Source organism: Nocardiopsis dassonvillei, from assembly GCF_964273065.1.
GTDB lineage: Bacteria > Actinomycetota > Actinomycetes > Streptosporangiales > Streptosporangiaceae > Nocardiopsis > Nocardiopsis dassonvillei_B.
In genome coordinates this window covers 2,485,167-2,506,389 of the sequence record NZ_OZ186815.1, presented here as the reverse complement: position 1 = coordinate 2,506,389, position 21,223 = coordinate 2,485,167, and the positions used below count along the sequence as shown (strand labels likewise).

Sequence of the window (21,223 nt, the reverse complement as noted above, 5' to 3'; positions counted from 1 at the left end):
GGAACCGAAGACTCGTGGCAGGGTCTCGCGGGGCGTGTCGACGATCACCGTGCGTTCCCGCACGTCACCGGTCCGGCCGGGGTGGTCCTTTTCGCATCGCGTTGCCGTCACCTGCCCGGGATTTCTCACTCCGGGTCGCGGTGGTTACCGACTGTTTGTAATCCAATCTTGACCAGTGGCGCGCCTAGTGAGACTCTGGAAGGCACACCGCGCAACCTTCCACCCGCGTGGAAGAAACATCCGTGAACGCCGAAGTGCACGTCACGGAGAAAGAAATCCCGCGGGGTGTCGCATGCGCGAAATCACGACTGGTCACTCAGTGTGGAGGACCCATATCATGGCGAAGGCTCTGTTCGGCCACGTCGGCGGCTCCGACCCTCGTATGGTCCAGGAGATGCGACGGCTTCAGAAGCGGGTGCGCGACCTCGAGGACGAGGTCAGCCGGCTCCAGGCGCGCAACGACCAGCTCAACATGGCGGTCAGCGACGTCACCGGTGCCACCGAACGCGAGCCCGCGCTCGCCTGATCCGCGTGTTCCGCGACCGGTCCGAACCGGCTCGCGCACGTCGTGCACAATCCATCGGCGGGGACGCCGCAGAAAGTGTTGAGGCGTCCCTTGAACCCCCGGTGGAGTTCCACCGGTCCACAAGTCCACCAGCCGCATTCTTTCCTTTTCCATTGCGGCCTCTTTTCCTTTAGTACCCGGCGGACCCCGTCACAACCCTCCGTGTCCGCCGGTTATCCCCCCTCCTTTTCTCTCCCCCGCGGAAGCCGGGGGGAGAGGTTCGAAGAACGCGCCGCCCGGGGCGGAGCCGCTCCGCCCGGCGACGCGTCCCCCGCCGCCGCACCGCGCCGATCACCGCACCCCGGTCACCGCTTCGTGGCACCCTTGTACGGGTCGACCCGCGTCACCGCCCCAGGGAACGCGGCGCGAACGCTCGGTGGCCACTGCGGGAGGTGTGGGTGTATCTGAAGAATCTGACGCTGCGCGGCTTCAAGTCGTTCGCGTCGGCCACCACCCTGCGCTTCGAACCGGGCATCACCTGTGTGGTGGGCCCCAACGGCTCGGGCAAGTCCAACGTCGTCGACGCACTCTCCTGGGTGATGGGCGAGCAGGGGGCCAAGTCCCTGCGCGGCGGCAAGATGGAGGACGTCATCTTCGCGGGGACCTCCACCCGCCCCGCGCTGGGCCGCGCCGAGGTCAGCCTCACCATCGACAACTCCGACGGCGCCCTGCCCATCGACTACACCGAGGTCACCATCAGGCGGACGATGTTCCGCAACGGCGGCTCGGAGTACGCCATCAACGGCGACACCTGCCGCCTCCTCGACATCCAGGACCTGCTCAGCGACTCCGGCATCGGCCGGGAGATGCACGTCATCGTCGGCCAGGGCCAGCTCGACACCGTCCTGCACGCCGGCCCCGAGGAGCGCCGCTCCCTCGTGGAGGAGGCCGCCGGCATCCTCAAGCACCGCAAGCGCAAAGAGAAGGCGATCCGCAAGCTCAACGCGATGCAGGGCAACCTGGACCGGGTCACCGACCTCACCGCCGAGCTGCGCCGCCAGCTCAAGCCGCTGGGCCGCCAGGCCGAGCTGGCCCGCCGGGCCGCCGTCATCCAGGCCGACCTGCGCGACTCCCGGCTGCGGCTGCTCGCCGACGACATCGTCACCCTCACCGAGCAGCTCGCCAAGGAGGAGGCCGACGAGAAGGAGGTCCTGCTCCGCCGGGCCGCCGTGGAGGCCTCCCTCGCCCAGGCACAGGAGCGCGAGTCCGAGCTGGACGCGCAGGCCGCCGAGGCCGCCCCCGCCCTGGCCCGCGCCACCGAGACCTACCACTCCCTCTCCCGGCTCACCGAGCGGCTGGACGCCGTGCGCGGCCTGGCCTCCGAGCGCTTCCGCAACCTCGCCGCCGTCGGCGACGAGCCCGCCCACCGGCGCGACCCCGAAGAGCTGGAGATGGAGGCCGAGGAGGCGGCCGCCCAGGAGGAGGAGCTGCTCGCCCGGCTGGACGAGGCACGCGAGGTCCTGGAGACCGCCGTCACCGAGCGCGGCGCCGCCGAGGACGCCCTGCACCGCGAGGAGAAGCGCCTGGAGGCCGCGGGACGGGCCGCCGCCGAGCGCCGCGAGCAGCTGGTCCGCCTGTCCGCGAGCGTCGAGGGGCTGCGCGGCCGCCTGTCCTCCGGAGAGGCGGAGATCACCCGCCTGGAGGAGGCCGCCGCCCAGGCCGCCGAACGCGCCGAGCAGGCCCAGGCCGAGTACGAGATGGCCGCCGAGGAGGCCGCCGGCCTCGACGAGGGCGACGCCGAGATCGACGCGGCCCAGGAGGAGGCGGCCGCCGCGCTCGCCGCGGTCGAGGCCGAGCTCAACCGGCTGCGCGACGCCGAGCGCTCCGCCGAGGGCGAGCGGGCGGCGCTGGCGGCCCGCAAGGAGGCACTCGAACTCGGGCTCGCGGGCAAGGACGGCGCCGCCGCCCTGCTCGGCTCCGACCTGTCCGGCCTGCTCGGCTCGCTGGCATCCCTGGTCCAGGTGGAGCCCGGCCGGGAGGCCGCCGTGGCCGCCGCCCTGGGCGCGGCCGCCGGGGCCGTCGCGGTCGCCGACCCCGACACCGCCGTCGCCGCCCTGGAACTCCTGCGCGCCGAGGACGCCGGCCGGGCCGGGATCGTCATCGCCGGGGCCGTGCCCGCCGTCCCGCGCGCGGACTGGCCCCAGCCCCCGCCCGGGGTCCGCTACGCCGTGGACGCGGTCACCGCCCCCGAGCACCTGTCCGGCCCGGTCACCGCCCTGCTCGACCGGGTGCTGCTGGCCCCCGACCTGTCCGCCGCCCGCGACCTGGTCGCCAAGATGCCCGGCGTGCGCGCCGTCACCCCTGACGGGGACGTCCTGGCCGGGGCACTGGCCCACGGCGGTTCGGCCGCCGCGCCCAGCCTCCTGGAGGTCCAGGCCGCCGTCGACGAGGCCGCCGCGAAGCTGGAGGCCGCCACCGCCGCGGCCGCCACCGCCGCCGAGGAGCTGGACGCCGCCAAGGCCGAGCGCGCCGAGCTGTCCGCCCGGGTCCAGGAGCTGACCGCCCGCCGCCGCCAGGGCGACCGCAAGCGCAACGAGACCGCCCAGCGCCTGGGCAAGCTCGGCGGCCAGGCCCGCTCCGCCGAGGCCGAGTCCGAACGGTACGCCGCCGCGGCGGCCCGGGCCGCCGCCGCCCGCGGTGAGGACGCCGAGAAGCTGGCCCGGCTGGAGGAGCGGCTCGCCGAGGCCGAGGAGATGGCCGCCTCCCTGGAGGAGGAGGCCCCCGACCCGGAGGTGCGCGACGAGCTGGCCGCGCAGGCCTCGCGCGCCCGCGCCGCCGAGATGGAGCGCCGCCTGGCGGTGCGCACCGCCGAGGAGCGCGCCCGCGCCGTCGCCGGACGCGCCGAGCGGCTGCTCGCCCAGGCCGCCGAGGAGCGGCGGGCCGCCGAGCGCGCCGAGCAGCGCCGGGCCCTGCGCGGCGCGCAGGCCACCCTCGCCGAGGCCGTTGCCGAGGGTGCCCGCCTGGCGCTGGAGCGCATCGCCGAGTCCCTGGCCGCCGCCGAGACCGAGCGGGCCGCCGCCGAGGCGCAGAAGGAGGCCCGCGACGCCGAGCTGCGCACCGTGCGCGCCCGCGTCCGCGAGCTGTCCGTGGACCTGGAGAAGCTCACCGGTTCGGCGCACAGCGGCGAGATGGCCCGTGCCGAGCGCCGCCTGCGCCTGGAGCAGCTGGAGGCCAAGGCGATGGAGGAGATGGGCGTGGACGTGCCCACGCTCGTCGCCGAGTACGGACCGGCCGTGCCGGTGCCGCCGCCCGCCGAGGCGGGCGAGGACGGCGTCGCGGTGCCGTACGTGCGCGAGGTGCAGCTCAAGCGGGCCAAGGCGGCCGAGCGCCAGCTCAACCAGCTCGGCAGGATCAACCCGCTGGCGCTGGAGGAGTTCGCCGCACTGGAGGAGCGGCACGCCTTCCTCAACGCCCAGCTGGAGGACCTCAAGAAGACCCGGCGCGACCTGATGGAGATCGTCCAGGAGGTGGACGCCCGGGTGCAGGAGGTGTTCGCCTCCGCCTACCTGGACGTGGAGCGCGAGTTCTCGGCGATCTTCGGCCGGCTGTTCCCGGGCGGTGAGGGGCGGCTGCTGCTCACGGACCCCGACGACATGCTCACCACCGGAATCGAGGTGGAGGCCCGCCCTCCCGGCAAGAAGGTCAAGCGGCTGTCGCTGCTGTCGGGCGGTGAGCGCTCGCTGACCGCGGTGGCGTTCCTGGCGGCGATCTTCAAGGCCCGCCCCTCGCCCTTCTACGTGATGGACGAGGTCGAGGCGGCACTGGACGACACCAACCTCCAGCGGCTGCTGGTGATCTTCGAGGAGCTGCGGGAGTCCTCCCAGCTCATCGTGATCACCCACCAGAAGCGCACGATGGAGGCGGCCGACGCCCTCTACGGGGTCACCATGCAGGGCGACGGCATCTCCCAGGTCATCAGCCAGAAGCTCGAACGCCCCGCCTGACGCCCGCTCCCGGCCGGGCCCCGGACGCGAGGCGGCCGCCCCCTCCGGAGAGGGGGCGGCCGCGGAGCGGGGAGGGGTCAGCCCCGGTCGATGGTGATGACCGGGGAGGTCCAGGTCTCCCAGTGGTCGGGGTTCGACTCGTCGCCGAGCGCCTTGAGGGCGCGCAGCTCCAGCCGGTAGCCGCCGTTCTTCACGTGCTTGACGCGGCCGTGCGCGTCGACGTAGGTGCCGTCCCACACGTAGCTGTGGAACGAGGTCGGCGTGGCGTTGCGGCCGACGTGGTCGACCGACAACGCGATGTTGTTGCGCGGGTGGACCGGGCGGCCCGTGCGCTCGTTGATGATCACCATTTCCAGCCTGGTGACGTGGTGGTCGAAGTGCGCGATGACGTACGGGGCGTCGGGCAGGCCGTCCACCCACTCCAGGGTGTAGGTGTGGCCCTCGGGGCGGTTCTCGAAGGAGCCGCCGGAGGCGCACTCCAGACCGGAGAAGGCGTCGCAGTCGGTGATCGAGGTCAGCCAGGGCAGGCCGTACTCGGTCGGGGCCAGCGCCGGGATCTCCTGGTAGTTCCCGTTGTAGGCGGCGTAGGGGACCCGGAAGGTCTCGCCGTCGGCCTGGGAGACCACCACGTACCCGCCGTAGATCATCTGCGAGTAGTCGCGGGCGGGCGGGGTCACGGTCACCCGGACGTCCACGGAGGCGCCCGCGGCGACGGTCACCTCGTCGGAGTCGAACGCCACGTCGGCGGAGCCGTCGTTGAAGCTCGGCGCGAAGGTGTCCCCGTGGGTGCCCAGCGCGCTCTCGTGGGACAGCTCGTAGACGGCCTCGGCGTCACCGTCGTTGGTGATGGTGACGGTCGCCGTGGCCGGGCCCTCGGTCGCGCCCAGGGACAGCTTGCCCGGGGTGACCGTGGTGGTGGCCAGCACCGCGCCGGGGATGTCGAGCATGCCCGCGCCCTGGCGGTGGACGTTGTCCAGGAGGCCGAGGCCGGGGTTGCCCCACCAGGCCTTGGGGTCGGCGCTGTTCTGGATGACGGTGCGCACCTCGTGGGAGTCCAGGTCGGGGCGGGCCTGCAGGAGCAGGGCCACACCGCCCGCCACGTGCGGCGACGACATCGAGGTGCCGCTGATGGTGGCGTATCCGCCCTTGGCCATGGGGTAGGTCGAGTTGATCAGACCGCCCGGGGCGCCGATGTCCGGCTTGACGGTGAGGTCGGCGGCCAGGCCGTAGGAGCTGAAGGAGCTGATCAGCCCGCCGGTCGGGTTGGGGACGGTGGCGGTCTGGTCGGTCCAGGACAGGGTGACCGGCTCGGAGCCCTCCAGCAGCTCCAGCAGGTGGGCGCCGGAGGCGTCGGAGACGCCGATGGAGAAGGCCTCGCCCGCGGCGACGCCGCCGCCCGCGAACAGGCCGGAGACGTTGTTGTAGATGACGACGCCGGTGGCGCCGGCCGCCACCGCCGCGTCGTACTTCTCGGCGAAGGTGCAGCTGCCGCGGATGATGAGCGCGGTGCGCCCGGTCATGTCGCCGACCTCGTCACCGAGGGAGGTGCAGGCGCGGCCGGCCACGGCGAGCGGGTCGGTGCCGCCCGAGGTGGGCGGTGCCGGGGCGTCGTCCATCTCCATGTAGGGGATCGTCTCGCCGCTGGGGTCGGCGACCGCGCTGGCGGCCCGCACGTGGGTGTTGTCGAAGGAGGCCACACCGATGACGTTCTCGCCCAGGCCGGGCGCGCCCGCGGAGTACAGGCCGGTCGCGCCCTCGTTGCCGATGGAGGCGACCACGACCATGCCCTCGTCGACCAGGTTGTCGGAGGCGGTGGCGGTGGGGTACTGCGGCCAGGAGTGGGAGGAGCCGATGCTCATGTTGAGCACGTCCATGTCGTCGGCCAGAGCCTGCTCCATGGCCGCGATCATGATGTCGGAGGTGGTGGAGCCGGTGCAGCCGAACACCTTGTAGGCGCCGAACACCACGTCGGGGGCCACACCGGTGACCTCGCCCTCGGCGCCGACGATGCCCGCGACGTGGGTGCCGTGGCCGTTGCAGTCCTGGGGGTCGGCGTCGGGCGCCGGGACCGCGTCCGGGTCCTGGGCGTTGAAGTCGTCGCCGACGAAGTCGTGGCCGGCGACCACGCGGTCGTTGGGGAAGCCGCCGCCGCCCAGGTCCGGGTGGGTGTAGTCGACGCCGGTGTCCATGATGGCGACCCGGACGCCCTCGCCGGTCAGGCCGAGCTCGTTCTGGGCGGTGTCGGCGCCGGTCATGGGCAGGGCCGTGTCGAGGTCGGGGGTGCTCTCCCGGGCCTCGGGGATCTCGTAGGTGACGACGGGGTAGATCGCCCGGACCCCGGGGATCTCCCGGGCGGTGCTCACCTGGGCGTCGTCCATCTCGACCGAGAAGCCGTTCCACAGGTCGGTGAAGGAGTGGCGTTCGTCGTACTCCAGGCCGTACTCGCCGGCCTCGGAGCGGAACTCGTCCTGTTCGGCGTCGACCTTCGCGGCGGAGGTGCCCTGAGTGGTGGGCGGGCTCTCCAGCTCGATGAACCACAGGCCGTTCGCCTGGTGGACGAGTTCTCCGTCCTCGGGGGTGGGAACGGGGTGCAGGGGCGCGAGCTCCGAGATCTCGTCGGCTCCCGCGGGGGCGGCGGAGACGAGGCCCGCCAGGAGGGTCAGACCGGCGAGAGACGCCAGGCGTTTACGGTGGGGTGCCACCTTGTCAACACATCCCTTCTCTGTGCGCGCCTCGGGACGCCGGGGGAATGGTGGCGGGACAGCCCGTGGGGGTACGGGAGTACACGGTTGGGGCTATACACCGCGTCAAGTCCTTACTCGGTTAAATGGCGCGCATAGCAACGAGATCATTGCTGTGCGCCATCTCTGTGTCAATGTTCACTAAGACTCAATATGGCCACACGGAGCGTGAAAGCGCTCCCAGGTGGTGGATGTTGCGCAAAGTGAGAAAAACAGGCGATCTTCCCCTTTGGTGTGGTTTCCTCCGTGGGCAGGATTCCGGTACCCGGTCCCCCTTCTCTGGCAGATCCGAAAAAGCCGCAGGTGAGCGCGGTCCCCGCCCGGCCGGTCCGTGCCGGGCGCGCACCAGTACAGTGGAGGAGCCGGTCCGCCCGAACCCGGGCCGACCGGCCGGTGTCGACCGAGCGAAGTCCGGTACCGCGGCCCGGAAGGGCCGCCCAACCCGGCGCTGCCCCGCAACCGTGAAGCCCCGCCCGACGGGGACGAGCCGGGTCGCCTCGCCGACGCCGTTCGACCCCGTCCTCGTGGGAGGGACAGGCCGTCCTCCGCCAAGGCCGCTCCCCTTCCCCCGGTTCCACAAGGAGCACCGTGCGGATCGCACCCCGACTTCCCGTCGTCCTGCTGGGCGCCGCGCTCGCCCTCACCGCCTGCGGCGGCCCGGGCGAGGAGCCCGAACCCGCAGAGTCCCCCGAGCCGGGCACCGGGAGCGCCGCCCCGGCCTGCGCGCCGCCCCCGGCCGACCCGGACCGCCCCGGCGTCGGCGACGGCACCTTCCCCGTGACCCTCACCGACTTCACCGGCGAGGTCACCCTGGAGGCCGCCCCCGAGCGGATCGTCTCCCTCTCCCCGAGCCACACCGAGATGCTCTTCGCCATCGGCGCGGGCGACCTGGTCGAGGCCGCCGACGAGTACTCCAACCACCCGCCCGAGGCCCCCACCACCGACCTGAGCGGGTTCACGCCCAGCGTCGAGGCCATCACCGAGTATGACCCCGACCTGGTCGTCATGTCCGACAGCACCGCCGAGGTCGCCGGACAGCTCGGCGAGGTGGACATCCCCACCCTGGTCCTGCCGGCCGCCGCCACGCTGGAGGACACCTACGCCCAGATCCGGCTGCTCGGCGACGCCACCGGCCACAGCGAGGACGCCGACGCCGAGGCGACCCGGGTCGAGACCGAGTTCACCGAGGTCGTCGAGGAGGTCTGCGCCGAGGCGGGCGACAGCGGCCTGAGCTTCTACCAGGAGCTCGACGAGACCCCCTTCGCCGCCACCTCCTCCACCTTCGTCGGCCAGATCTACTCCTCGTTCGGCCTGGTCAACATCGCCGACGCGGCCGACGAGGACGGCGCCGCCGGGGGCTACCCGCAGCTCTCGCAGGAGTACGTGGTCGAGGAGAACCCCGACCTGGTCTTCCTGTCCTACGGCGACGAGGCCGCCGTGCAGGCCGTCGCCGAGCGCCCCGCCTTCGACACCGTCACCGCCGTGCAGAACGACGCCGTCTACCTGCTCGACGCCGACATCGCCTCCCGGTGGGGACCGCGCGTGGTCGACTTCGCCCGTCTCGTCGGCGACGCCGTCCTCGAGAACGCGGACAAGTAGTGCCCCGGGGTGTCGTCGGCGCCCCCCTCGGCTGGGGGGCGGGCGGTCTGGCGGTCCTGGCCGCCGCCGTCCTCTTCGGGATCTCCGCGGGAGCGGCCTCCCTGTCCGCCGGCGACATCGTCCTGCACCTGCTGAGCCTCCTGCCGCTCGACGTCGAGTCACCGCTCACCGAGCGGCAGGCGGCCCTGCTGGTCGAGCTCCGCCTGCCCCGCGTGGCCATGGGCGCCGTCGTCGGCGCCCTGCTGGCCACCGCGGGCGCCGCCTACCAGGGCGTCTTCCGCAACCCGCTGGCCGATCCCTACCTGCTGGGCGCCGCCGCCGGTGCCGGGCTGGGCGCCACCGCGGTCATCGTCTTCGGCGCCCAGATCAGTGCCGAGCCGCGGGCGCTGGTGCCGGTGGCCGCGTTCGCCGGTGCGCTGTTCGGGGTCGCCGCCGCCTACCTGCTCGGCGCCACCGCGGGCGGAGGCGGCACCGCCTCGCTCGTCCTGGCCGGGGTGGCCGTGTCCTCGTTCCTGTCCGCGGTCCAGACCTTCGTCCAGCAGATGGGCACCGACCAGTTGCAGCGCATCTACGCCTGGCTGCTGGGCGGGCTGGGGCGCGGCGGCTGGGACGACGTGCGCCTGGTCGCCCCCTACGCGGTGACCGGGATGCTCGTCCTGCTCGTCTGCGGCCACCTGCTGGACATGCTCGCGCTGGGCGACGACAAGGCCGTCAGCCTGGGGCTGGACCCCGCGGTCGTGCGCATCGTCGTGATCTCCGCCGCGTCGCTGGCCACCGCCGCCGCGGTGTCGGTGAGCGGCCTCATCGGGTTCGTCGGCATCGTCGTGCCGCACATCGTGCGCCGCCTGGTGGGGTCGAGCTACCGGGCGATCCTGCCGGTCTCCATGATCGTCGGCGCCGCCTTCCTGGTCGCCGTGGACATCGTCGCGCGCACCGTGGTGGCTCCGGCCGAGCTGCCCATCGGGGTGGTCACCGCGTTCCTGGGGGCGCCGTTCTTCGTGCTGATCCTGCGGACCACGCGCAACCGCTCCGTCTGAGCGCGGCGCCGGGGGCCGCGTCCGGACACCGGTTCGTTCCCGGCACGCCACCCCGGCGTGATGCGATCGCGTCGAACACTCTGGGAGACTGGGCGGGCTATGGAAATCTACTTGCTCGCAGGTCTTGCCATCGTCGTCGTGCTCCTGGCCGTCGGCGGCTTCTACCTGGTCAGGACCCGGCGTTCGGTCGCGCCGGGTGAGGAGGAGACCGCCCCCGAGGTCACCGGGGAGACGAAGCCGGCCGCCCCGGAGGACCGGGAGAAGGACGGGGGCGTCGACGTCCTCCCGCCCGCCCAGGCGCCCCCGGTGCGGGAGGGGGCGACCGCCGCCCCCGCCGAACCCGAGCTGGAGACGCCCCCGCCCTCGGCCGGGCGCATGGTCCGGCTGCGCGCCCGGCTGGCCCGGTCGCAGAGCACCCTGGGCCAGGGGCTGCTCAACCTCCTGTCCTCCTCCTCGCTGGACGAGGACGCCTGGGAGGAGATCGAGGACACCCTCATCACCGCCGACATCGGCGTCACCTCCGCCACGCAGATCGTGGAGAACCTGCGCACCAAGGTCAAGGTGCTGGGGACCCGCGACCGGGACGAGGTCCGCGCCCTGCTGCGCGAGGAACTGCTCGCCCAGATCCGCACCGACGCGGACCGCGGGGTGCGCACCGCCCCGCACGGCGACCGCCCCGCGGTCATCATGGTCGTCGGCGTCAACGGCACGGGGAAGACCACCACCACGGGCAAGCTGGCCCGGGTGCTGGTGGGCGACGGCCGCTCGGTCGTCCTGGGCGCGGCCGACACCTTCCGCGCCGCCGCCAGCGAGCAGCTCCAGACCTGGGGCTCGCGGGTGGGCGCGCCGGTCGTGCGCAAGGAGGAGGGCGCCGACCCGGCCAGCGTGGCCTTCGACGCCGTGGCGCGGGGTATCGCCGACGGCGCCGACACGGTCATCATCGACACCGCCGGGCGCCTGCACACCAAGACGGGCCTGATGGACGAGCTCGGCAAGGTCAAGCGGGTGGTGGAGAAGAAGTCCCAGGTGGACGAGGTCCTGCTGGTGCTGGACGCCACCACCGGCCAGAACGGCCTGCGCCAGGCGCGGGTGTTCGCCGAGGTGGTCAACGTGACCGGCATCGCGCTGACCAAGCTGGACGGCACCGCCAAGGGCGGCATCATCGTGCAGGTCCAGCGGGAGCTGGGCGTGCCGGTGAAGCTGGTCGGCCTGGGCGAGGGCCCCGACGACCTGGCGCCGTTCGACCCCGAGGTCTTCGTGGACGCCATCCTCGGCTAGGAGCGCTTCCCGTCCCACGGTGGCCGGTCATCCCCGCGGGGATGACCGGCCACCGTCGTCTCCGGGGCGCCGCAGCCGGCACTGTGACCCACGTCATCCAATTGAAATACCGGTGTTACACGCGGTGGTGACTTCCTGGCAATGACTCCGTCATCCCCGTGAGATGTCGCTCTGCGTGCCGGAAGTGTTGCGCAAGGTTGTCCAGGGGCGCCGTGGCCGGGGGAGGTGCACGTGCATTGGCCGCTTGCGGGGGGTCCGTTCACGGGTCGTTAACACGACTGGCTGTCCTTTTACGCCGGTGCAACACGTCGGGCGCCGTCGAGAAACACCCCGGTCGGACAGTTGCGTGCGTGGTGATCTGCATCGGGCCCGATGATGCGCTCGCTGACTGCCGCCCTCACAGACAATCCCCCGTCCGTCCTATGGAGGCGACGTAATGATTGACACCGGCACGACGGCCTGGCTGTTGACCAGTGCCGCGCTCGTGATGCTCATGACACCGGGCCTGGCCTTCTTCTACGGCGGCATGTCGCGGGCCAAGAGCGTCCTGAACATGATGCTCATGAGCTTCGCCAGCATCGCGGTCGTCAGCGTGCTCTGGGTCCTGGTCGGCCACTCCCTGACCTACGCCGAGGGCGTCGGGCCCCTGCAGGCGTTCATCGGCGGCTTCGACTACGTCGGCCTGAGCTCGCTGATCGGCGAGATCGACGCCGAGGGCGGCTACCCGCTCCTGGTCGACGCCGGCTTCCAGATGATGTTCGCGATCATCACCGTCGCCCTGATCAGCGGTGCCATCGCCGACCGCGCCAAGTTCGGCGCCTGGCTGCTGTTCGCCCCGGTCTGGGCGCTGCTGGTCTACTTCCCCGTCGCCCACTGGGTCTGGGGCGACGGCTGGATCGAGACCATGTCCATCGGCGGCTACAACGTCATCGACTTCGCCGGCGGTACCGCGGTCCACATCAACGCCGGCGCCGCAGCCCTGGCCCTGACCTTCGTGCTCGGCCGCCGCAAGGGCTTCGGCTCCGAGTCGATGCGCCCGCACAACCTGCCGTTCGTCCTGCTGGGCACCGCCCTGCTGTGGTTCGGCTGGTTCGGCTTCAACGCCGGCTCCGCCTACGCCGCCGACGCCAGCGCCGCCCTGGCCCTGGTCAACACCCAGGTCGCCACCGCCGCCGCCACCGCCGCCTGGATGCTCGTCGAGCGCATCCGCTACGGCAAGGTCAGCGCCCTGGGCTTCGCCTCCGGCGCCATCGCCGGCCTCGTCGCGATCACCCCGGCCGCCGCCAACCTCACCCCGCTCGGCGCCATCGCGCTCGGCCTCGTCGCCGGCGGTGTCTGCGCGTACGCCATCAGCTGGAAGTTCAAGTTCAAGTACGACGACGCCCTGGACGTGGTCGGCATCCACATGGTCGGCGGCATCATCGGCTGCCTGGCCCTGGGCTTCCTGGCCGCCGACGCCGCGGGCGGCACCGACGGCCTCCTCTACGGGGGCGGCATCGGCCTCCTCGCCGTCCAGGCCGTCTCGGTCGTCGGCGTCATGCTCTACTCCTTCGTCGCCACCTACGTCATCGGCAAGGTCATCGACCTCGTCATCGGGTTCCGCATCCCCGAGGAGGTCGAGACCAACGGGCTCGACCACGAGCTCCACGCCGAGTCGGCCTACGCCTTCGACGAGCTCGACGAGCTCGAGGCGGAAGCGGTCTCCTCGCCGACGCCTCCGGGCGGGGAGGCGGCCTCATCGCAGGCCAAGGCCTAGTCTTCAACGTTGAGGCCGGAGGTCTTGCGCCGCTGACGCGGTGAGGTGATCCAGGGGCCGACGGGGAGTGATCCCCGTCGGCCCCGCTCCTGTTTTCCGAGAACGTGGCTTTCGTGGCATATGTGGCATTAATGGCCGGATGTTGGCCGTGCTCCGTGCCGTGGTTCGATACCCTTGCCACGCGGTGTGGTCGGGGGTCGGACACCGCGGAGGCCGGACACGCGGCCGGATCGTGCGAAACGCCCGTACCTCCCCGAACCCGCGAGCGCACGGGCGCATCCCAGGGGGCGAACGGGTCGAGGGGGCGCACCCCGACCGGACTCCCGGAAGAAACCACGCTGATTCGTACGTGCCCCGCACAGCGGGGTCAGGAGGCAAGATGGCGCCGGTCATTCACAACAGGCTTCGCAGAGGCGGGCGCACCGCACTCGCCGCGGCGGGTGCGACGGTCGTGCTCGGCCTGGCCGGATGCTCCATCGACCTGAGCAACCTGCGCCCCGGCGGCGAGGAGGAGCCCAGCCCCGAGCCCGCCGAGCCGGTGGCCGCGGCGCCCCTGGTGGAGCAGGCGCTGGAGGACCTCGCCGGGTACCAGGGCCTGGTCGCCACCGGCCAGGTCGCCCAGAGCGTGGGCGCCGACGTGCGCGACGCCGCGCTCACCGTCGCCGACGGCGGCGCCGCCAGCGGCACCATCCGCTCCGGCAGCATCGAGGCCGACGTCATCAGCGCCGACGGGCGGATCTTCATCCGGGCGCTCGAGGACTTCTGGCTCGACCAGGGCGTCTTCGCCCCCGACTTCGACGAGTTCGACGGCAACTGGGTGCGCGCCTCCACCGCCCAGGCCGGGATCAACCCCAGCGCAGTCCTCGCCCCGCCGGTCCTCGCCGAGATCCTCGGCGGCATCGAGCTGGAGTCGGACGAGGCCGTCGAGGAGAACCTGGACGGCACCCTCACCCACCGCATCGACCTGGCGGGCGAGCGCAACCAGATGTGGATCGACGCCGAGAGCGGCCGGATCAAGCGCATCGCCATCGAGGAGCTCGTGGCCCCGGAGGCCGAGAGCGGCCCCCAGGTGCGCCTGGACCTCGCCGAGGCCGACACCGCCGCCGTGGAGGAGCTCTACGACGGGGTCATCGCCACCACCACCGACGAGCTCGGCTCCGCGCGGGACGCGCGCATCGAGGTCGGATGGGACGGCCAGGCCGAGATGACCTGTGAGGACGGCCCCAACTGCACGTGGTCGGGCACCGTCCGCGACTCCGCCGGAACCGGGAGCGGCACGGTCGCCGTCCGCATGGACGTGACCTTCAGCAACTCCGAGATCGGCGAGCAGACCTGCAGCGACAGCGGCAACCTGGAGGCGGGCGGCACGCTGGACCTGGCGTGCAGCGCCGACTACAACATCGTCAGCGAGACCCAGCAGACCTACACGATCGACGGCAACGCGACCCTGAGCACCCGGGGCCTGCCCTCCGGCCAGCAGGAGAGCATGCTGGAGGCCCTGAACGAGCAGCGGGACGCCACGCTGTCCGGTGAGACCCCCACCGACGAGGAGAGCGCGGAGGAGGGCGGCGACTAGGCCGCGGCTTTCCGGACCCCGACTCCGCCTCGGCCCGCCCGCCGGGGGCCTTCCGGCCCCCGGCGGGCGGGCCGAGGCCGCGGACCCCTTCCCGGGGGAGCCTCCTGCGGCCCCCGGAACCCCGCCGGGGCCTCGACCGCCCCAGCGGAGCGGACCGGCGTCCGAGAGAGGGCCCCGGCCGGCGGCGCCGGGGCCAGGACCGGGGGAGGGGCCGGTGGGCACCGGCCCCTCCGCGCCGTTCCGGGCGTCCCGACGGGTTTCCGCCGGTGTGACGAGGTCCGGGTAGGCTTAGAGACCAATTCCGAGACGAAGGACTGGCCACACTCGTGTTCGAGACGCTTTCCGACCGGCTGACATCGGTCTTCTCCTCGCTGCGGGGCAAGGGGCGCCTGTCCGAGGAGGACATCAACGCGACCGCGCGGGAGATCCGTCTCGCGCTGTTGGAGGCGGACGTCGCCCTGCCCGTGGTCCGTGATTTCATCGCGCGGATCAAGGAGCGCTCCCGGGGCGAGGAGGTCTCCAAGGCCCTCAACCCGGCCCAGCAGGTCATCAAGATCGTCAACGAGGAGCTCATCGAGGTCCTCGGCGGCGAGACCCGGCAGATCCGCTACGCCAAGAACCCTCCCACCGTCATCATGCTGGCGGGCCTGCAGGGCGCCGGTAAGACCACCCTGGCGGGCAAGCTCGCCAAGTGGCTGGCCGCCCAGCGCAACACGCCGCTGCTGGTCGCCGCCGACCTCCAGCGTCCCAACGCGGTCACCCAGCTCCAGGTCGTCGGCGAGCGCGCCGGCGCCCCCGTCTTCGCGCCCGAGCCCGGCAACGGCGTCGGCGACCCGGTCGAGGTCGCGCGCCGGTCCATCGAGTTCGCCGAGCGCAACAACCACAACGTCGTCGTCATCGACACCGCCGGCCGCCTCGGTGTGGACACCGAGATGATGCGCCAGGCGGCGGACATCCGGGACGCCGTCAAGCCCGACGAGATCATCTTCGTCGTCGACGCGATGATCGGCCAGGACGCCGTCAACACCGCCCAGGCCTTCCTGGACGGGGTCGGCTACGACGCGGTCGCCCTCACCAAGCTCGACGGCGACGCGCGCGGCGGTGCCGCACTGTCCATCCGGCACATCACCGGCCGTCCCATCATGTTCGCCTCCACCGGCGAGAAGCTGGACGACTTCGACCTGTTCCACCCGGACCGGATGGCCTCGCGCATCCTGGACATGGGTGACGTGCTCACGCTCATCGAGCAGGCACAGCGCACGTTCGACGAGGCCGAGGTCCAGAAGATGGCCTCGACCATGGCGTCGGACGAGGACTTCACGCTGGACGACTTCCTCCAGCAGATGACGATGGTCCGCAAGCTCGGCCCCATCGGCAACCTGCTCGGCATGATGCCCGGCATGGGCCAGATGCGCGAGCAGATCGAGAACATCGACGACAAGGCCCTGGACCGCCTCCAGGCGATCATCCAGTCGATGACGCCCGGCGAGCGCTCCAACCCGAAGATGATCAACGGCTCGCGCCGCCTGCGCATCGCCAACGGTTCGGGTACCCAGGTCAGCGACGTCAACAACCTGGTCACCCGGTTCTTCGAGGCGCAGAAGGTCATGCGCAAGATGAAGAACGGCGGCATGCCCGGGATCCCCGGCATGCCCGGCATGGGCGGTGGCGGCGGCGGTGGGGCCCGCAAGAAGGCCAAGGCCCAGAAGAAGAAGGGCAAGCAGCGCAGCGGCAACCCGATGAAGGCCCGCCAGCAGGAGTTGGAGCGCCAGCAGCGCCGCAAGGAGCAGCAGGAGAACGCGCAGCCCCAGCTGCCTCCGGGCTTCGGCGGCGGCAAGCAGCCGCAGCTGCCCCCCGCGTTCGGCGGTGGCGGCATGCCGAACATGCCCGACCTGTCCGACTTCAAGCTGCCTGAGAAGTAGGCCACGCCGCGGGGTTGTCCAAGGAACCCGCGGGTGTCTGGCACAATGAGTAGTCGACTAACGGTGGCGGGCCGGCCCTCTAACTAGCCCGCCGCCCACGTCTGTTCCGGTGGGCTCCGCAACCCCACGTGGCCGCCCCACCGGGCGCCTCAACCGTTAATCGGGAGAAGACCACTCCAGTGGCTGTCAAACTGAAGCTCAAGCGTATGGGCAAGATCCGTACGCCCCAGTACCGCATCGTCGTCGCCGACTCCCGCACCAAGCGTGACGGCAAGGCGATCGAGGAGATCGGCAAGTACCACCCCAAGGAGCACCCGAGCCTCATCGAGGTCGACTCCGAGCGGGCCCAGTACTGGCTCGGCGTGGGCGCCCAGCCCTCCGACGCGGTCAAGGTCCTCCTGCGCAAGACCGGCGACTGGCAGAAGTTCAAGGGCCTGGCCGCTCCGGCTCCGCTGAAGGTCGCCGAGGCCAAGGACCCGGAGGCCAAGGAGGCCGCCTTCCAGGCCGCCCTGAAGGAGCTCGTGCTCCCCGGCGCCGAGAAGAAGACCGCCGCTCCGAAGAAGAAGGCGGAGAAGCCCGCCGCCGAGACCGCTGAGGCCGAGAAGTCCGAGGGCGAGGCCTGACGTGCTGGAAGAGGCGCTCGAGCACCTCGTGAAGGGGATCGTTGCGAACACCGACGATGTCCAGGTGCGGGTCAAGAGACTCCGCAAGGGCAAAGTCCTGGAGGTCAGGGTCCACCCCGACGACCTCGGCAAGGTGATCGGCCGTAACGGACGCACCGCCAAGGCCCTGCGCACCGTCATCGGCGCGCTGGCCGGCGGCCGCTACGTCCGCGTCGATCTGCTGGACCTGAACGAAGTGCGCTGACGCGCCTTGCGGGGGTGCCGACCGCGGTCGGCACCCCCGCAGCCGTGCCCGGGGCCCCACACGGCCCCGGGCACGGTCATTTCCCCCGTGCCCCCCGGCACCATGTTTCCCCGCGTCCCGCTCGAGAGCGGGTGGCAGGACGGAGTTCCCATGCGTTTGGTGGTCGGCCGGATCGGCCGCGCCCACGGCATCCGCGGTGACGTCGCCATCGATGTGCGCACCGACACCCCCGAGGAGCGCTTCACCGTCGGTGCGGCCCTGGAGACCGACCGGTCCGGGGTCGGCCCGCTGACCATCGCGTCGGTGCGCGTGCACAGCGGCCGACTGCTGGTGCGCTTCAGGGGCGTGGCCGACCGCACCGCCGCCGAGGCGCTGCGCGGGATCGCCCTGCTCGTGGACTCGGCGGACATCCCGCCCACCGACGACCCGGACGAGTTCCACGACCACGAACTCATCGGCCTGACCGCCGTCACCACCGGCGGCGAGGAGGTCGGCACGGTGGACGACGTGCTCCACCACGCCCAGGACCTGCTGGTGCTGTCCGTCCCCGGCGGCCGCGAGGTGCTCGTCCCGTTCGTCGCCGAGCTGGTCCCCGAGGTGGACGTGCCCGGCGGCCGGATCGTCCTGGACCCGCCCCCGGGCCTGCTCGACCTCGCCGACTGAAGGGCGCACCGTGCGCATCGACATCATCAGCATCTTCCCCGACTACTTCGCGCCGCTGGACCTGTCCCTCATCGGCAGGGCGCGCACCTCCGGGCTGCTCGACGTGCGCGTCCACGACCTCCGCTCGTGGACCCACGACCGGCACAACACCGTGGACGACACCCCCTACGGCGGCGGCCCCGGCATGGTGATGAAGCCCGAGCCGTGGGGCGAGGCGCTGGACGCCGTGGTCGGCGACGCGCCCGCCCGGCTCATCCTGCCCACCCCCAGCGGCCGCCCCTTCCGGCAGGCCGACGCCGAGCGGCTGGCCGGGGAGACACACCTGGTGTTCGGCTGCGGCCGCTACGAGGGCATCGACTCGCGGGTCGCCCAGGACGCCGCCGGGCGGATGCCGGTCGAGGAGTTCAGCATCGGCGACTACGTGCTCAACGGCGGGGAGTCGGCGACGCTGGTCATGGTCGAGGCGATCACCCGGCTGCTGCCCGGGGTGCTGGGCAACCGGGAGTCGGCGGTGCAGGACTCCTTCGCCTCCGGCGGCATGGAGAACCTGGTCGAGGGTCCCGTCTACACCAAGCCCGCCGTGTGGCGCGACCGCGAGGTGCCGCCGGTCCTGCTGTCGGGCGACCACGGCGCGGTCGACCGCTGGCGGCGGGACGAGGCGCTGCGCAGGACCGCGCGCAACCGCCCCGACCTGGTGGCCGCCATGCCCGCGGACTCCCTGGACCGGCGGGACCGGGAGGTCCTGGCCGAGGAGGGTGTACCGGGGGCGACCTGACCAGGCCGTTCGGTTCGCCGCCGGGGATGTGGCAGACTGGGTGGGTTCCCCCCTGGTGACCCCTAGGCATCCGCATGCCGGCGGTACGACGTCGGCCTCTGTGTCGGTCACCCGGGCGGTTCGACAGTCAGACCCTTACGGGCCATCGCCCGCGCACCCCCGCACGCCTGCGGCGCCGGGGTGGGGCGCGGTGCGCTATTGATGAGGATTCGCGAGATGCACACCGCCATTCAGGAGCTGGAGAAGGCCCAGCTGCGTTCCGACGTCCCGGAGTTCCGCCCCGGTGACACCCTCAACGTCCACGTGCGCGTGACCGAGGGCAACCGTACCCGTGTCCAGGTCTTCAAGGGCGTTGTCATCCGCCGCCAGGGCTCCGGCAACCGGGAGACCTTCACCATCCGCAAGGTGAGCTACGGCGTCGGCGTGGAGCGGACCTTCCCGATCCACACCCCGGCCATCGAGAAGTACGAGGTCGCCGCCCGCGGCCGCGTCCGTCGCGCCAAGCTGTACTACCTCCGCGACCTGCGCGGCAAGGCCGCCCGCATCCGCGAGCGCCGCGAGCCCGTCGGCCAGTAGTCGTCCGGTTCCTCTCCGAAGCCACACCCGCGGTTTTCCCGCGAGGTATAAGCTTCGGCACGATGAACACAGACGACAGGGACCTCGGCGCGGACGGGGTTCAGCACGAGGATTCCGCCCGGCCCGGCCCGCAGGAGCACGGCTCCCCACTGGCTCCCGAGTCCGATCAGGACCCGGGGGCCAGTGCTGTCTCCGAAGCCGAGGACACCGATGCGGGGGAGAAGGCGGACGCGCGGATGAGCAAGGAAAAGCAGGGGTCGTTCTGGAAGGAACTGCCCATCCTCATCGTGATCGCCCTGGTTCTGGCGTTCGTGATCAGGACCTGGGTGATGCAGGCGTTCTACATCCCCTCCGGGTCGATGGAGAACACCCTGCTGGTCGGCGACCGGGTGCTCGTCAACAAGGTCGTCTACGAGATCCGGGACATCCGGCGCGGCGAGGTCGTGGTCTTCAACGGCGACGGGTCGTGGGACGACCCCAACACGGTGGTGATCCCCGAGCCGACCAACCCGATCTCGCGCGGCTTCACCTGGGTGCAGCAGCAGCTGGGGGCGGCGCCCACCGGCAAGGAGTACATCAAGCGGGTCATCGGCCTGCCGGGTGACGTGGTGGAGTGCTGTGACGACCAGCAGCGGGTGACGGTCAACGGCGTCGCCCTGGACGAGGAGGACTACCTCTACCCGGGCAGCCTGGCCTCGCACGAGCCGTTCGGCCCGGTCACGGTGCCCGACGGGCACGTGTGGGTGATGGGCGACCACCGGGCGATCTCCTCCGACTCCCGGCGCAACCAGGGCAACCCCGGGGGCGGGGCGGTGCCCATCGACCATGTGGTCGGGCGGGCGTTCGTGATCATCTGGCCCTTCGACCAGGCCGGCGGCCTGGGTGCGCCGGAGACCTTCGCACGCCTGGACGACGACGGCTCCTGAGCGGGGCGGCGGGAACGATCCGAGGAAATCTTCTCGTCCGGGCACGAAAGCCCGTTCCGTGACGCATGATGGATCACAGACCGTGTGGGTCTCGCGTGGAACGTCCCCGGGCCTCTCCCCGTTGGGATGAGAGCGAAGGCCGACGACATGTGGATGACAGGGAGGAACCGGACACCCCGGCCGGAGACTGCAGACGAAAGCGAGCACGTGGATGAGTTCTGAGGACCTGGAGAAGTACGAGGCCGAGATGGAGCTTCAGCTCTATCGCGAGTACCGGGACGTCGTGGGGCTGTTCGGCTACGTCGTGGAGACCGAGCGGCGGTTCTACCTGACCAACCACGTCGACCTGCAGCCGCGTTCCACCGAGAACGGGGAGATGTACTTCGAGGTCGTGATGGAGGACGCCTGGGTCTGGGACATGTACCGACCCGCGAGGTTCGTCCGCAACGTCCGCGTCGTGACGTTCAAGGACGTCAACGTCGAGGAGATCACCAAGGCCGACATCGAGCTGCCCCCCGCGGAGGGCGGCCGGGACTGACGCCGGTTATCCACAGAAAAAGATCGGCCCTGGCGGGACACCGTCCGATCACCGACCGTGGTAGCGGGAGGTGGTCGACGTGGACGTGTACGCCGCGTACCGGAGGGACCTGGGCGGTCTCGGTGAGGAGCTGGCCGCCGCGTTCCTGGAGCGAGCCGGGATGCGCGTGGTGGACCGCAACTGGCGGTGCCCCGCCGGGGAGATCGACATCGTGGCCCGGGACGGCCCCGTGCTGGTCGTGGCCGAGGTCAAGACCCGCACCCGGCTGTTCCACGGCCACCCGCTGGAGGCCATCGGGAGGCACAAGCGCAGGCGGCTGCGCCGCCTGGGCCGGGCCTGGGCCCACGCCCGCCGGGTCCCCGGGCGCCCGCTGCGCGTCGACGGGTTGGGCGTCCTGCTCCGTGACGGCCGGGTGTACGTGTCCCACGAGCGGGGCCTGTCATGAGCGCCCCGCCGGGAC

The 21,223-nt window shown here is 71.8% G+C and carries 17 protein-coding genes; 16 read left to right on the top strand and 1 reads right to left on the bottom strand.

Going from position 1 to position 21,223, the window contains the following annotated elements:
• The first annotated feature begins 337 nt into the window (after window positions 1–337).
• Together ACSUPR_RS11035 and smc are read left to right on the top strand one after the other, a co-directional pair.
• Window positions 338–526: a hypothetical protein gene (locus ACSUPR_RS11035; RefSeq protein WP_436891051.1), complete on the top strand. Its 189-nt coding sequence runs from the start codon at window positions 338–340 to the stop codon at window positions 524–526.
• Window positions 527–963: 437 nt separating this feature from the next.
• Window positions 964–4,509 carry a chromosome segregation protein SMC gene (gene smc / locus ACSUPR_RS11030; RefSeq protein WP_436891050.1) on the top strand — a complete coding sequence of 1,182 codons (3,546 nt, stop codon included), beginning with the start codon at window positions 964–966 and terminating at the stop codon, window positions 4,507–4,509.
• Window positions 4,510–4,586: 77 nt separating this feature from the next.
• Here smc and ACSUPR_RS11025 read toward each other — a convergent pair whose 3' ends face one another.
• The gene (locus ACSUPR_RS11025) at window positions 4,587–7,211 is read right to left on the bottom strand and encodes a S8 family serine peptidase (RefSeq protein ID WP_436891049.1); all 2,625 of its coding nucleotides are present in this window, start codon (window positions 7,209–7,211) and stop codon (window positions 4,587–4,589) included.
• Between the two features lie 627 nt (window positions 7,212–7,838).
• On the opposite strand from ACSUPR_RS11025, the gene ACSUPR_RS11020 reads away from it, so the two are divergent.
• From ACSUPR_RS11020 to ACSUPR_RS10955, 14 genes are all read left to right on the top strand, one after another.
• Window positions 7,839–8,849, top strand: a complete 1,011-nt coding sequence (locus tag ACSUPR_RS11020; RefSeq protein WP_436891048.1) for a helical backbone metal receptor — start codon at window positions 7,839–7,841, stop codon at window positions 8,847–8,849.
• Entirely contained in the window at window positions 8,849–9,886 is a 1,038-nt protein-coding gene (locus ACSUPR_RS11015; RefSeq protein WP_436891047.1) for a FecCD family ABC transporter permease, read from the top strand. Before ACSUPR_RS11020 ends, ACSUPR_RS11015 begins: the two co-directional genes overlap by 1 nt.
• Window positions 9,887–9,985: 99 nt before the next feature.
• Window positions 9,986–11,164 carry a signal recognition particle-docking protein FtsY gene (ftsY, locus tag ACSUPR_RS11010; RefSeq protein ID WP_436891046.1) on the top strand — a complete coding sequence of 393 codons (1,179 nt, stop codon included), beginning with the start codon at window positions 9,986–9,988 and terminating at the stop codon, window positions 11,162–11,164.
• Between the two features lie 436 nt (window positions 11,165–11,600).
• Entirely contained in the window at window positions 11,601–12,920 is a 1,320-nt protein-coding gene (locus ACSUPR_RS11005) for an ammonium transporter (protein WP_436891045.1), read from the top strand.
• A 379-nt stretch (window positions 12,921–13,299) separates the two neighbouring features.
• Window positions 13,300–14,496, top strand: a complete 1,197-nt coding sequence (locus ACSUPR_RS11000) for a hypothetical protein (RefSeq protein WP_436891044.1) — start codon at window positions 13,300–13,302, stop codon at window positions 14,494–14,496.
• Between the two features lie 326 nt (window positions 14,497–14,822).
• The gene (ffh, locus tag ACSUPR_RS10995) at window positions 14,823–16,418 is read left to right on the top strand and encodes a signal recognition particle protein (protein ID WP_436891043.1); all 1,596 of its coding nucleotides are present in this window, start codon (window positions 14,823–14,825) and stop codon (window positions 16,416–16,418) included.
• 179 nt (window positions 16,419–16,597) lie between these two features.
• The gene (gene rpsP, locus ACSUPR_RS10990) at window positions 16,598–17,041 is read left to right on the top strand and encodes a 30S ribosomal protein S16 (protein ID WP_436891042.1); all 444 of its coding nucleotides are present in this window, start codon (window positions 16,598–16,600) and stop codon (window positions 17,039–17,041) included.
• Between the two features lies 1 nt (window position 17,042).
• A complete protein-coding gene (locus ACSUPR_RS10985) occupies window positions 17,043–17,285 on the top strand; it encodes an RNA-binding protein (protein WP_073379813.1) in 243 nt (80 codons plus the stop codon).
• A 150-nt stretch (window positions 17,286–17,435) separates the two neighbouring features.
• A complete protein-coding gene (rimM, locus tag ACSUPR_RS10980) occupies window positions 17,436–17,948 on the top strand; it encodes a ribosome maturation factor RimM (RefSeq protein ID WP_436891041.1) in 513 nt (170 codons plus the stop codon).
• 10 nt (window positions 17,949–17,958) lie between these two features.
• A complete protein-coding gene (gene trmD / locus ACSUPR_RS10975) occupies window positions 17,959–18,723 on the top strand; it encodes a tRNA (guanosine(37)-N1)-methyltransferase TrmD (protein WP_436891040.1) in 765 nt (254 codons plus the stop codon).
• Between the two features lie 216 nt (window positions 18,724–18,939).
• Window positions 18,940–19,299 carry a 50S ribosomal protein L19 gene (rplS, locus tag ACSUPR_RS10970; protein ID WP_436891039.1) on the top strand — a complete coding sequence of 120 codons (360 nt, stop codon included), beginning with the start codon at window positions 18,940–18,942 and terminating at the stop codon, window positions 19,297–19,299.
• Window positions 19,300–19,361: 62 nt separating this feature from the next.
• Window positions 19,362–20,225, top strand: coding sequence for a signal peptidase I (gene lepB / locus ACSUPR_RS10965; RefSeq protein WP_436891038.1), 864 nt, complete (start codon window positions 19,362–19,364; stop codon window positions 20,223–20,225).
• A 211-nt stretch (window positions 20,226–20,436) separates the two neighbouring features.
• Window positions 20,437–20,763: a DUF2469 domain-containing protein gene (locus tag ACSUPR_RS10960; RefSeq protein WP_073379808.1), complete on the top strand. Its 327-nt coding sequence runs from the start codon at window positions 20,437–20,439 to the stop codon at window positions 20,761–20,763.
• Between the two features lie 79 nt (window positions 20,764–20,842).
• On the top strand, window positions 20,843–21,208 hold the full coding sequence (locus tag ACSUPR_RS10955) for a YraN family protein (protein ID WP_436891037.1): 366 nt from the start codon (window positions 20,843–20,845) through the stop codon (window positions 21,206–21,208).
• Window positions 21,209–21,223: the final 15 nt, after the last annotated feature.

Bases quoted from the DNA above. Each gene is read 5' to 3' on its own strand.
- ACSUPR_RS11035 (WP_436891051.1), top strand. From the start codon at position 338: ATGGCGAAGGCTCTGTTCGGCCACGTCGGCGGCTCCGACCCTCGTATG.
- ftsY (WP_436891046.1), top strand. From the start codon at position 9,986: ATGGAAATCTACTTGCTCGCAGGTCTTGCCATCGTCGTCGTGCTCCTG.
- ACSUPR_RS11005 (WP_436891045.1), top strand. From the start codon at position 11,601: ATGATTGACACCGGCACGACGGCCTGGCTGTTGACCAGTGCCGCGCTC.
- ACSUPR_RS11000 (WP_436891044.1), top strand. From the start codon at position 13,300: ATGGCGCCGGTCATTCACAACAGGCTTCGCAGAGGCGGGCGCACCGCA.
- rimM (WP_436891041.1), top strand. From the start codon at position 17,436: ATGCGTTTGGTGGTCGGCCGGATCGGCCGCGCCCACGGCATCCGCGGT.
- rplS (WP_436891039.1), top strand. From the start codon at position 18,940: ATGCACACCGCCATTCAGGAGCTGGAGAAGGCCCAGCTGCGTTCCGAC.
- lepB (WP_436891038.1), top strand. From the start codon at position 19,362: ATGAACACAGACGACAGGGACCTCGGCGCGGACGGGGTTCAGCACGAG.
- ACSUPR_RS10960 (WP_073379808.1), top strand. From the start codon at position 20,437: ATGAGTTCTGAGGACCTGGAGAAGTACGAGGCCGAGATGGAGCTTCAG.